This is a genomic window from Romboutsia sp. 1001713B170131_170501_G6 (assembly GCF_015668195.1).
Lineage (GTDB): Bacteria > Bacillota > Clostridia > Peptostreptococcales > Peptostreptococcaceae > Romboutsia_C.
In genome coordinates, this window is the sequence record NZ_JADPFC010000002.1 from 96,084 (window position 1) to 109,205 (window position 13,122).

13 protein-coding genes, 1 pseudogene and 1 riboswitch are annotated in these 13,122 nt (G+C 26.0%); of the genes and pseudogenes, 3 read left to right on the top strand and 11 right to left on the bottom strand.

Features of this window, described 5'->3' with window-relative positions; all coding sequences use genetic code 11:
- Positions 1-213: 213 nt before the first annotated feature.
- The 6 genes from I4U89_RS06165 to I4U89_RS06190 all read right to left on the bottom strand — a co-directional run bounded on the left by I4U89_RS06165 (position 214) and on the right by I4U89_RS06190 (position 4,548).
- Positions 214-1,107, bottom strand: coding sequence for an NAD(P)/FAD-dependent oxidoreductase (locus I4U89_RS06165; protein WP_195939448.1), 894 nt, complete (start codon positions 1,105-1,107; stop codon positions 214-216).
- A 16-nt stretch (positions 1,108-1,123) separates the two neighbouring features.
- On the bottom strand, positions 1,124-1,438 hold the full coding sequence (gene trxA, locus I4U89_RS06170; RefSeq protein WP_195939449.1) for a thioredoxin: 315 nt from the start codon (positions 1,436-1,438) through the stop codon (positions 1,124-1,126).
- A gap of 120 nt (positions 1,439-1,558) precedes the next feature.
- Positions 1,559-2,779, bottom strand: a complete 1,221-nt coding sequence (locus tag I4U89_RS06175) for a sensor histidine kinase (RefSeq protein WP_195939451.1) — start codon at positions 2,777-2,779, stop codon at positions 1,559-1,561.
- Positions 2,769-3,440: a response regulator transcription factor gene (locus tag I4U89_RS06180; protein WP_195939453.1), complete on the bottom strand. Its 672-nt coding sequence runs from the start codon at positions 3,438-3,440 to the stop codon at positions 2,769-2,771. Before I4U89_RS06180 ends, I4U89_RS06175 begins: the two co-directional genes overlap by 11 nt.
- A gap of 261 nt (positions 3,441-3,701) precedes the next feature.
- A complete protein-coding gene (locus I4U89_RS06185) occupies positions 3,702-3,881 on the bottom strand; it encodes a hypothetical protein (RefSeq protein ID WP_195939455.1) in 180 nt (59 codons plus the stop codon).
- Between the two features lie 94 nt (positions 3,882-3,975).
- Entirely contained in the window at positions 3,976-4,548 is a 573-nt protein-coding gene (locus I4U89_RS06190) for a DNA-binding protein (protein ID WP_195939457.1), read from the bottom strand.
- A 398-nt stretch (positions 4,549-4,946) separates the two neighbouring features.
- On the opposite strand from I4U89_RS06190, the gene I4U89_RS06195 reads away from it, so the two are divergent.
- Positions 4,947-5,996, top strand: coding sequence for a PTS sugar transporter subunit IIC (locus I4U89_RS06195; protein WP_330615535.1), 1,050 nt, complete (start codon positions 4,947-4,949; stop codon positions 5,994-5,996).
- A gap of 48 nt (positions 5,997-6,044) precedes the next feature.
- Here the strand turns inward: I4U89_RS06195 and I4U89_RS06200 are convergent, their stop codons facing one another.
- Together I4U89_RS06200 and I4U89_RS06205 are read right to left on the bottom strand one after the other, a co-directional pair.
- Entirely contained in the window at positions 6,045-7,235 is a 1,191-nt protein-coding gene (locus I4U89_RS06200) for a pentapeptide repeat-containing protein (RefSeq protein ID WP_195939459.1), read from the bottom strand.
- Positions 7,236-7,365: 130 nt separating this feature from the next.
- Positions 7,366-9,105, bottom strand: coding sequence for a Na+/H+ antiporter NhaC family protein (locus tag I4U89_RS06205; protein ID WP_195939462.1), 1,740 nt, complete (start codon positions 9,103-9,105; stop codon positions 7,366-7,368).
- 152 nt (positions 9,106-9,257) lie between these two features.
- Positions 9,258-9,433: riboswitch (Lysine riboswitch) on the bottom strand.
- Between the two features lie 187 nt (positions 9,434-9,620).
- Here I4U89_RS06205 and I4U89_RS06210 point away from each other — a divergent pair.
- Entirely contained in the window at positions 9,621-10,313 is a 693-nt protein-coding gene (locus tag I4U89_RS06210; protein WP_195939464.1) for a superoxide dismutase, read from the top strand.
- 198 nt (positions 10,314-10,511) lie between these two features.
- Complete coding sequence (locus I4U89_RS06215; RefSeq protein WP_195939466.1) at positions 10,512-11,048, top strand: metal-dependent hydrolase; 537 nt, start codon at positions 10,512-10,514, stop codon at positions 11,046-11,048.
- 37 nt (positions 11,049-11,085) lie between these two features.
- Here the strand turns inward: I4U89_RS06215 and I4U89_RS06220 are convergent, their stop codons facing one another.
- The 3 genes and pseudogenes from I4U89_RS06220 to I4U89_RS15985 form a co-directional block, all read right to left on the bottom strand.
- A complete protein-coding gene (locus I4U89_RS06220) occupies positions 11,086-11,679 on the bottom strand; it encodes a TVP38/TMEM64 family protein (protein WP_195939468.1) in 594 nt (197 codons plus the stop codon).
- Between the two features lie 178 nt (positions 11,680-11,857).
- Positions 11,858-12,742 (bottom strand): mechanosensitive ion channel family protein, encoded by an 885-nt coding sequence (locus I4U89_RS06225; RefSeq protein ID WP_330615536.1) that lies wholly within the window; start codon positions 12,740-12,742, stop codon positions 11,858-11,860.
- A gap of 233 nt (positions 12,743-12,975) precedes the next feature.
- Positions 12,976-13,122, bottom strand: a pseudogene (locus tag I4U89_RS15985) (NADH peroxidase); the annotation flags it as partial.

Sequence of the window (13,122 nt, forward strand, 5' to 3'; positions counted from 1 at the left end):
GGCTTTTAATTTTACTTCATTATGTCAATTTATTTTATATTTTGTATAAAAAGTAAATTATTTTATAGTTAAATTATTAATACTAACTTGTATCATATCTACATTTATTATAAAAGCTTTTTTTATAATAAATGTATTGAACCATGGCATAAAAAAAGCACTTAGATTTTAATCTAAGCGCTCTCACTCTAAGTTAAACTTAAGGTATTTTTATTAGCTATTCTTTTTCTGTTCTATTTTTAATTTATCTAAATAAGCTACTGCATTTAATGCTGCTATTTGACCTTGACCAGCTGACTTTATATAAGAATATGGTTTACCTACACAGTCTCCTGCTGCAAAGCATCCATTTATACTTGTATTCATATTAATATCTACCTTAATATGAGGTCCTTCTGTCTCTATTCCTGGCACTAACGATTTAGGCGAAGCACTATCTTTTATTACAAATACTCCATCTACATCTATGTCTTGCTGTTTTAATTCTACTTTGTTTACTAAGTTTTCTCCATGTATTTGAACAGGTCTATCATTTATAACTTCTATAGAGCTATCTAAACCATCTGAAGATCTCATAAGACCTTCTCTTTTATACATAGGTATAAAGTAAGTCTTTGATGCTATTTCACTTAAGAAATTAGCTTCTTCTTCAGACTCTTTATTATAGCCTATTATAGCTACTTTTTTATCTCTATATAAAGGTGCATCACATGTTGCACAATATCCTACACCTTTACCTAAAAATTCTTCTTCACCTTTTATTGGCTTACCATACTCTACTCCTGTTGCAAGTATAACTGTAGTGGCTTCAAACATATCATTCCCTGACATTAGAGCAAAGTAATCTCCCATAGCATATACGTTATTTATTTTTTTATTTACTATTTCAATATCCATACTTTCTATATGTTCTTTAAATTTATCTTTTAAATCTTCTCCACTTATCTCATAAAATCCTAGATAATTATCTATAGATGGAGCTTTTACTAATTTATTACTTAAATTATCATTTCCAAATACTATTATATTTTTATTTCTTATTTTTGCATTTATTGCAGCAGAAAGTCCTGCTGGTCCACTTCCAATTATTGCTACATCATATCTCATATTAACCACCTATCATTTATAAATGTGACTTAACTTTTGATTCAATTGCTTCTTTTGGCATAAATCCTACTAATGATTCTACTGGTTTTCCATCTTTAAATATCATCATTGTTGGTACAGTAGATATATTAAATTTTTGAGCTATTTCTAAGCTTTGATCTATATCAACTTTTATAAATTTTGCATCATCCATTTCATTTCCTAATGATTCAAATACTGGTGCTAACATTTTACAAGGACCACACCAAGTTGCAAAGAAATCTACTACAACTACTCCTTTACTTTCTTCTACTTCCCCTTTAAATTGTGATGTTTTTATGATTTTAGCCATTTTCTTACCTCCTAAATACTCTCTTATCTATAATATGAATTATATTACAATATAGTTATTATTTGTAACATTAATTTATACTATTTATATACCCCCCATATATATCACTAAACAATTTGTTTATTTAGGTATTGTTAGTTTAAAATTTGTATACTCATTTTCTTTTGAATCTACAGTTATTGTTATGCCAAGATTTATAGCAATCATTTTTGCAATAGATAATCCTATTCCTGAACCATCTATGTCCTTATGCCTTATACTATTGCTTCTAAAAAATCTATCAAATATATAGTCTATATCTTCTTTTTTTATACCCATTCCAGTATCTTTTACAGATATTATAATATTGCTATTTTGTTCATAAGCACTTATTGATATACTATCTCCACTTTTTGTATATTTAAAAGAGTTATCTATAAATATTAATAATAACTGTCTTAACTTATTTTTATCTGTAAATATTTTTTTATTCTTTAATTTAATGTTAGTATGAAATTCTTTTTCTTGAATCTCTGCTATATCTACATAAATTTTACTTATCTCATCTATCATTATATTTATATCTACATCTTCTTTTATAATATCATTAATACTATCTTCTTTACTCAATGATAATAAATCATTTATCATTTTCTTTATCCTTCTTGTTTCTTTCATAGCATCAGCTATAGATTCAACTTCATCAGATATAGTGCTATTTGGATGTTTTAGTAAATTTTCTAACTTTGAGGACACTATGGCTATTGGCGTTCTAAGCTCATGAGATGCATCCTGAACAAACTTAGCTTGATTATTCCAAGCAATTTCTATTGGTATTAATGCCTTTTTAGTTAAATAAAGCGCTACGAAATATGTTATTATTACAGCTACTAATACTCCTATTATAAATACAAATATAAGTTGTTTTAATGAGTTTATTTCCGAATCTATATTTCTTATTATTTGTATTTTATATTTACCAATATTAATGTTTAATTCTCTAAAAGTATATCCATTTTCAGTATAGGTAAAAAAAGTATCATTCTTATTATTTTTAGATTTTGGTAATAATTCATTAAAATAGCCATTTTCTGTGTAATATCTTATTCTATTCCCTTCATAAACATATACCATATTACTTGGATCTTTTAATACTATTGGATAAAATATAGATCTATTATTAAGTTGTATAGTTATATTTTCTAATTCAGTTTTAAGATTTTTGTCTATATTACTATATGTAAGTCCTTTAAAGTAAGAATATATAAATATAGAAAATATTATAAGAAAAGCTACTACTACAGCTATATTTATTTTTATTAAGGAATTTTTAGTTTTACTAAATACACTTTTATTTATCATCAAATATATATCCTACTTTTCTTTTAGTCTTTATATAGTTATCATATCCAAACTTACTAAGCTTTTTTCTTAGGTTACTAACATAAACCTCAACTATTTCTATAGTAGCATCTGAATCAATTCCCCAAATTCTATCATATATTTGTTCCTTTAAAAGTATTGTTCCTTTATTTATTATAAAATACTCAAGTAAATTAAATTGCTTATTTTGAAGATTTAAATCTTCACCATTTATAGATGCAGTTTTATTATTGGTATCTAAATATAAATCTTTAAATACGATTTTATTATTAGATTTTATTTTTCCATTAGTCCTTAACATTGCATATACTCTTGCTACTAATTCTTCCATATAAAATGGCTTTGTTAAATAATCATTTGCTCCTATCTCAAAGGCTGATACCTTATCATTTAAACTTTCTTTAGCAGTTAAAATAAGCACTAATGTATCTATACCTTCTTTTCTTATAGACTTTAATATATCTAATCCTGATATATCAGGCAACATTAAGTCTAGTATAATTAAATCATATATGTTTTGTTTAATATTATATATAGCTTCTTCTCCAAAACTACATGAATCTATTTCAAAATGATTTTTTAGCTCTTCCTCTAGACTTTTTAAAAGTTTAGAATTATCCTCAACAATTAAAACCTTCATACTAATCTCCTTAATTTTAATCTAAGCTTATTACTATCAATTTCATATATAACATAAATAATTATACAATACATATATACATTTTTAAAACATTTACAGTCACCAAATAAAAAAACCTACTGTATAGCTTATAATGTAAACTTAACAATAGGTTTTTCATCATTTTTGATCATAGTTTTATTTTTCCTTATATTTAATGTATATAACTTTTATATCTTTAATACTGTATAATATAGGAATGTCTATTTAAATCCTGACTTATTAACTTTGAATATTATTTGAATTATAAGTATTTATTATATTTACAAATTCATCAATAGAAATTACATTATCTTTTACCATAAACTCATTATAGTACCAATTTGCAAAATCAGGGTTAGCTAATGTTGAGTTTAATTTTTCAAAGTCTATATCTTTTTTATTGTAATTATTTTCATTCATGTTTACCACCCCTTTTTATTTAACCTTATTATTAATCATATAAATACTATTTATTCACTTCAATTCCCTCTTTTTTATTTGTATACTTAACTCTTTATAATAAATGTTTATTTTCCTTTAAAAAGTTTTTTAATGCTTGAGTTATTATTTCTTGTTTAGTAAAACTTGAATTACTACATAGCCTTTCAAACTCTTCCCATATTTTTTTGTCCACTCTTATACTAGTTGATTTTAACTCCCCTATATTATTTTCTTCTATTGCTATGTCTTTTTTAGAAGTCTTTGTCTTAGGTTTTATTGCCTTAACATCTCTAACTTGTAAGTACCAATCATATACTTCACATAACTTGTCCATATCTTCAGGTGTTAAATTTACTTTCTTATCTCTTTTAGGATTTGATGTTTTTCTTTGTTTAGTAGTATTTTTTTTTACATTTTCCTTTTTTTCTATTTTTGTGTTCTTGATTTCATTAAATTCTATTTGTTTTTTATCTTCTTTTATACCATCTTTTAATTCATATTTTCCATTTGTTAATTTATATCCTTTTTTATTTAAGTAGCTTCTTAATGTTTGTGGTTTTATTTCCATCTTATTTGCTATATCTTGAAACTTTAAGTTTTTATTTTGTAGTTGCATAAATATTTTTATTCTTTCATTTCCTGTCATTTTTTTCTCCTTATAATTTAGTTAATTTATACCTACATATTATCATAAGAGTTTTGTTTAGACAAAATTATGTAATATGGCTTATATATATATTTGATTGTATTTTAAAATAATAATTTATTTTTTTATTATATTTTATGTATTCAATCCCATTTAAAGTTGTTATTTTTATTTTTTAAAATTCAATTAACATTTGCTGGATATTTTCTTATATATTTTAAAATAATAATACATTTTTCTCTTAATTTTAGCATTTTTTTAACAAAACTATTTACAATTGTCGAAATGTGCTTTATAATCAAAATTGTCTTAAGATTTCTTTAATCGAATATGACATTAAGGAAAACAGTACCTTAAGAAAAAAACATTACATTTATATATTTAGGAGGAAAATTAGCATGATGCAAATACTTACGAGTACAGCATTATTATTAGTTGTACTGGCATTATTCACATTATTTAGTTACAAAGCACCTCACGGAATGAAAGCAATGGGTGCATTAGCAAGTGCTGCTTGCGCAAGTTTCTTAGTTGAAGCATTTCACGCTTCTTTATTTGGACAACAATTCGGTGTATCGTTCTTAGAGCAAGTTGGAGCTGCTAACGGTTCTTTAGGTGGTGTAGCTGCTGCTATATTAGTACCTTTAGCATTAGGTGTATCTCCAGTATACGCTGTATTAGTTGGTTTAACAGTTTCAGGATTTGGAATACTTCCAGGATTCGTTGCAGGATACTTAATATCATTCGTTGTTAAGTTCTTAGAAAAGAAAACTCCTGCTGGTCTTGATTTAATAGTTATAATATTAATTGCTGCTCCTTTAACAAGAGCAATAGCAGGATTCATGGATCCAATAGTTAATGATACATTAATGCAAATAGGACAAGCTTTAACAGCTGCTTCTACTACATCTCCAATATTAATGGGTATAATACTTGGTGGATTAATAACAGTTGTTGCTACTGCTCCATTATCATCAATGGCTTTAACATCTATAATAGGATTAACAGGTCTTCCAATGGCAATAGGTGCATTAGCAGTATTTGGTTCTTCTTTCATGAACTTCGTATTCTTCTCAAAAATGAAATTTGGTTCAAAGAAAGACACAATAGCTGTTGCTATAGAACCTTTAACTCAATCAGATATAATAACTGCTAACCCAATACCAGTATTTGTTACTAACTTCATAGGTGGAGCATTATCAGGTGTTGTAGTTGCATTAGTAAGTTCTTATGTTGCACCACTTGCAATAAGTGTTCCTGGTATGGCAACTCCTATAGCTGGTTTCGCTGTTGCAGTTGGTCAAAACGGAACTCCTGCTCTAATGGCTGCTGTTGGATGTATAATAGTTAGTATAATAGGTGCTTTAATAGGACATGCATTATTCAAAAATACAAAAATAATGACTGCTGATGAAATACGTGGAACAGAAGAATCTTCTGCAGCATAATATATAAAAAAAGAACGTAGAATTATCTACGTTCTTTTTTTATATAGTTTACCTCACAACTTTTCTAGTTAAAGTTCCTATACCTACTCCCATCATAATGATTCCTACAAGCATTTCAATATTTGCTACCATATATGCTACTTCTGTGGGCTTTGAATTATTAAACCCAACAGCTCCAAACATACCTACGCTTAAATTTATAACCTCATTAAAATCTTTAATAAATTGTTTTAGATTCCATGTATTAATGTTACTTAAACTATATTTTATAACTTGTCCATCTAACTCAATACCTACTGCTAAAAATATAAATGCAAATATTATCATTATTACTAAGGATGATAATACACAAAGCCAAGGCCTTTCTCCATATCCACATGATAACCAGTATATATATGAATTTATTTTAGGTATAAATTTAACACATTTTCTTTGCGTGCACTTTCCTATATAATAATATTCTCCAAAATTATTATTCAAGTTATTTTCCTTAAATTTTTCGGATAAAGTTTTATATGTCATATATATCCCTTCATACTCATTTTTATCCTTAACTCTAGGTTTAATTTTATCAAAAAATGTTTTATCATCAAACTTAGTTGTAAATTTATCCTCAAACATTATATCTTTTATATACGTATTTGAAGTTTTAAAACCTGAAAGATCACAATCTACAATTTCAAGTGTATCAATTTCACTATTTATTATAATTGAGGATAATAAATATGTTAATTCAAAACTTGTGTTATTAATTTTACATTTTTCAAGAATACAATATGATAGATCACTATTTAAAAATTTTGCATATATATTACAATTATAAAAACTGCATCCTATGTTGTCTTTTTTATTTAGAGAAGGTAGTTTTTCGCTTCCTTCTTTTGTGAATATACAATTTTCAAATATAACTCCTCCACCGCTAAAATTACAATCATTAAAGGTACAACCTACAAATGTGCACTCTTTGAATTTAATATTTTTAAAATTACATTTTCTAAATTTAGCACAAATTATGTCTTGTCCTACTATTTCATAAAAATCTTGTTCATCAAATATACCATCTTTTCCAATTAGTTTATCTTTAATTTTAGCATAACTATATTTTGAATTATTATCATAATCGTTTAATTCTATTGTTTTTGTAGTTACATCTTTATAAAATGCTTCGTTATTTTTTTTTCTATTTGATAATTGTTCATTCAATACAGCATTTTCTTCTTCAAAATTTATATATCCCATAGAATAACTCCTTGCTTTTAAATAAAAAGAAAACGTAAAATATATTTTACGTTTTCTTTTTTTATAATTATTATTATCTTATTTATAATTATTATTCTATAGAATATAGATACTATTATTTTAAATAAAATTAATCTATAGTATAAATAATATTATCAACTTCTTCATACGTTTTCTTTCCTAATACATGTATACCTATAAATGTAGCTAATAAAGCTATTGGTAATACTATATAAACAGGAATACCAAGTCCTGCTGGTATGTATCCAAATAATACTGTTATTAAGGCTGTAAATAGCGCATAAGGCATCTGTGTATTAACATGATCTATATGATCACACCCAGCTCCCATTGAAGACATTATTGTAGTGTCAGATATCGGTGAGCAGTGATCTCCAAATATAGCACCTGTTAATACTGCACTAGTGCTAACTACTATAAACGACATCTCTGGATTTATCGAATAAGCTAGCGGTATTGCAAGAGGCATAAGTATTCCCATTGTTCCATAGGCTGTTCCTGTAGCAAATGATATTATAGCTCCAAGTATAAATATTACACTTGGTAATAAAAAATTTGGCAGAGTTCCTGATAATAATGTTACTAAGTATTTAGCTGTTCCTAGTTCTTTTATAACAGAACTTAATGACCACGCAAGTATTAATATAACCCCTGTCATAATAAGTCCTTTCATTCCATCTATCCAAGCATCTATAGCTTCAGAAATTGTAAGTATATTTTTACTAACTCCAAGAACTATACCTACAATACTTGCAAATAAAGCTGATTGGAATAATGCAACTGAAGCATCTGCTCCACTAAATGCCTCTCTTATAGCATCAAATGAATATGGAGAATTAGTAAATAATTGTATTAGATTTTGATTATCTGAGTTCATAGCTGCTGTGTATCCACTATAATAAAAAGAAATTAGCGCAGATATTATTAATGTTCCTATAGGAATTATTGCATTCCATGAACTTAATTTTATACCTTCTTTTGGTTCTAAATCAGAATTATCATTATTAACATTTTTTGAATTGTCATTATTTTTATTAACACTTTGTGCTTTAATTTGAGCTTCTCTCATTGGTCCAAAATCTTTAGCTAAAACTGCTGATATAACTATAAATGCTAATATTAATATATTATAAAACCTATATGGTATAGTATTTAAAAATACTCCAAATGCATCAGCTTCTACACCTATACCACTAAATGCGTCATTTATAAGTCCAACTTCAAGACCTATCCATGTAGATATTATAGCAAGCCCAGCTATAGGTGCAGCTGTAGCATCTATTATAAATGCTAGTTTTTCTCTTGATAATTTCATTTTGTCTGCTACTGGCCTAACTATAGGCCCAACTATTAGTGAATTTGCATAATCATCAAAGAATACTAATAGTCCTAAAAACCATGCTGTAAGCTGAGTTCCTCTTGCAGTTTTTGCCCTTTTAGCTAGACTTTCTGCTATAGCTTTTGCACCACCCATTCTAGCTACTAAGCTTATAACTCCACCTATTGCTAAAACTTGAAGTATTATACCTGCATTCCATGGATCTGCTAATGAATTTAACGCTCTATTTACTATGTCTAAAAATGCATTAACAAAAGCAACTATAACATTTCCAGATGATATATTTATTATAAAACTTCCTGAAAATATACCTATAAATAGTGATATTACTACATTCTTAGTTATAAATGCTAAAACTATGGCAACTAATGGTGGTATTAAAGTTATCATCTTAAGTCTTTCTGCATTTACAATTGATATATCATTTCCTTCTGCAAATACTAATGGCATAGACACTATAAAAATTATAATAGTCATTAATAATACCCTAAAATTTCTCTTAATTCTCATAAAAATTCCCCCTTAAAATTGTTTAGCCTATAGTGAATATAAGGGTATAAAAAAAGTCTTGAGTATACACTCAAGACTTATAAATTTTTACATAAAGTTATATATTAACTTTTTAGGTACAGCAATATAACTATACCTATGTATAAATTTTTCTTAAATGTAGCTCTTCACAAAATAAATTGTGACAGTGATACATATATTCTATGTACCCCCAGGCATATAACCTTAAAGCATCAGTTATACCCTTCGGCAATATTTCCTTTCCTAATGATTCTACGCGCTTAACTCCTCATTAGTACTTTTAAATATTGCAACCTCTACCCTTTTTATTTTATTCACTTTTATTATTAATAGTATATATACCTTTATTTTTATTTTCAAGTATAAAAGATTTTTTTTATATCATTTATAAATGATACATAATAATTTTACTATTTATATTTAAATTTCTAAATTATTATATCTTTTATAAATTTTTTTATAAATAGTAAGCATACTAATTATGAGGTGATTTTATGAAAAAATTTTTATTTATAACTTTACTATTAACTACATTTTTTAATCCTCAAAATATTTTCTCTTTATCTCCAATATATACCCCTAAAGAGCCAAGGCCTCTACCTTATTCTTATGATTCTCTTGAACCTTATATAGACAAAGAGACTATGATTTTACATTATGATAGACATTATAAATCTTACTTAGATAAATTTAATAATGCTATAAAAGGATATCCTGATCTTTATGCTTGTAGTATTCCTGATTTATTAACTTGTCTAGATTGTTTGCCTAGTGAAATAGCTAAGACTATAAAAGATAATGGTGGAGGGGTATATAATCATGAATTTTTCTTTGAGATAATGTCTCCTAATAGTAAGAAATTACATGGTAAATTAAAAAGTGCTATAAACAGGGATTTTAAATCTTTTGATAATTTTAAAAATGAATTTAATAAAGCTTCACTAAGTGTATTTGGATCTGGATGGGCATGGCTTGTATCTGATGACTCTGGAAATCTATCAATTATAACTACTCAAAATCAAAATACTCCTATTACATTAAATTTAAAACCTATAATTGGAATTGATGTATGGGAGCATGCTTATTATCTAAAGTATCAAAATAAAAGGAGCGAATATATAAATAATTGGTTTAATATTATAAATTGGAGCAAGGCGGAAGAAAACTATATTCAAAATTTAAAATAAAAATTTATAAAAATTTGTAGATTTTAAGTATATTCAACTTTTTTAAAATTATATTTTAAAAATAGTTTTTGAAAATTTTTACAATTTACTATATAATTAATACAAATATGACTATCAATAATATTATACTATCAATAATATTATACTATCAATAATATTATACTATCAATAATATTATACTATCACCTAGGAGGTTTAATGGTAAAAGAAACTCATTCTAAGGGAGGCTATATATTTGCACTTTTAGCGCTACCTTATTTATATAAAACATTTTTAAATAATTATAGTATATTTTATAAAGTTATTTTACTTTTAATATACACATATTTTGCATATATAGGTTCATTATATCCTGATATTGATATGAGAGGGTCTTATATAAGTAAAAGATATCCTATTATATATAAATATTTTGGTTCTAAATTTAGGCATAGGAGTTTTACACATAGTCTAATTTTTATATCTTTACTCGCTTATAGTTTTGATTTTTTAATAAAATCTACAGATAGTAATATAGTATTTATATGTGTATCTTGTGGATTTTTAGTAGGATATATATCTCACCTAGTTTTAGATTTACTAACAAAGGAAGGTATAGAAATTTTTTATCCTATAACTATTAATTTTTCCTTTCTTCCTATAAAAACTAATTCTAAAACAGAAAAGTTAATATGCAAAGCTTTAAATTTTATAGTTATATTTTTACTAGGATATAGATTTTATATATTACTTTAATAACCCACCTAATATTAGATGGGTTATTTTATATATTCTATACATTTTCAGTTTCATTATCTTTTTCATGATTCTCTAAACTTTTCTTAACTTTATTACCTATAGTCCATGATAAAAATACTAATAAACAAAATACTAATATTTTAACGGGGCTATTTATAAAACCTTTTATATCACTCATTGGATAACTTATAAATAAAAACATTATAAATTTTCCTGATAACATTGCAGGTATAAAACATTTAGGATCTATTTTACAAAATGCAGATGCCATTGTTACTAAAAAACTTGGTACAAAGGGGCAAGAATAAGCAAAAAATAGTAACTTAAATCCTTTTTTGTCCATCCATTTTATTGCTTTATCTACTTTCTTATTTCTAAATTTATTAAATAACTTATTATCATTATATCTACTAATAATTAAAAATAGCAATGCAGTACCTAAACCAGATCCTATCCAAGATAGTACAAGACCTCCAAATAGCCCAAGTAAAAGTGCATTAGCTCCTACTATAGCCATAAGAGGAAGTATAGGTAAAAAGCTTTCAATAAAGCTTGCTAGTAATCCTATTATCATGGTTAAAATCCAATAGTTTTGTGCAAAATGATATAATTCTTGAATATATTCCATAATCTATTTCTCCTTATGTCTATTATATATTATAGTATACACTATTTTTACTTAAATTCATCATATTTTGACTAAAACTTCATATAACAATTGCTACCATTTAACTTTTAACCCCCTCCTTCTAATCTATTAAAACAAATAAAAGCTAATACAGATAAATTTCCGTATTAGCTTTTATTTATAGACCTAAATCTTCTTTTTTCACATGTAAATCCATTTGTGGATAAGGTATACTTATATTTTCTTCATCAAATCTTAATTTAACCTTCTCTAATAGACTAAAATGTATATCCCAATAATGTTCCGATTTACACCATACTTTAACTATAAAATCAACAGAACTTGGGCTATGAGCACTAACACCTATAAAGGGTTTAGGATTATCTAAAATAAAATCTTGTTTTTTTACGATATCCGTTAATACTTCCTTAACATGTAGTATATTATTTTCATACCCTACACTAAATGTCAAATCAACTCTTCTTTCTTCTTTTGCTGAATAGTTTATTAAGCTACCATTTGACAATGTTCCATTTGGTATTAATATTAACTTATTATCTATAGTTGTTAACTTAGTATAAAATAACCCTATCTCTTCAACTGTACCTTCATAAACTCCAGTTTGTATATAATCCCCTACTTTAAATGGTCTAAGTAATAATATTATAAAACCACCTGCAAAGTTAGATAGACTGCCTTGAAGGGCTAAACCTATGGCAACCCCACCAGAAGCTACAATCGCTGCAAGACCTGTTAATTTAACATCCCAGTATCCAAGAATTCCTATAAATAATATAACTTTTAACACACCTGCTGTTAATGACTGTATGAATCTTCTTAACGTTACATCAACATCTCTTTTTTCTAAAAATACTCCAAATTGTTTTACTACCTTTTTTATAATCTTTAATCCTATAGATATAACTATAAGACCTATTATAAGCTTTATTCCATATTCAGTAATCCATCCTATAAATTTTTCAATAAGTGTATCAAGTGGCATTTTACTCATCTGTTGAACCTTACTCGACACTTCTTTTGCTATTGCATCTGGATTTGTCATTTATAACCACCTCTTTAAAACTTTCGACTTTTTATTCATATATATTACATTATTTTTTACAATATGTCTATATAATGCAATTATTTCAAGATATTACTATTTAAAATAGTACCACCATTTTAGATAGTTATTTTATTTTTAACTTGCATCTTATTTATATTTTTAAATAAATGTAATCCTTAGTAATAAAAAAAGGTTGCCTAAATTTAGACAACCTTTAAATCTATTATAAATTATTTAGTACCAAAATGTCTTTCTAATAAACCTAAGAATGCTTTACCATGTCTTGCTTCATCTTTGCACATTTCATGTACTGTATCATGTATAGCATCAAGACCTAATTCTTTAGCTCTTTTAGCTATTTTTAATTTTCCTTCTGT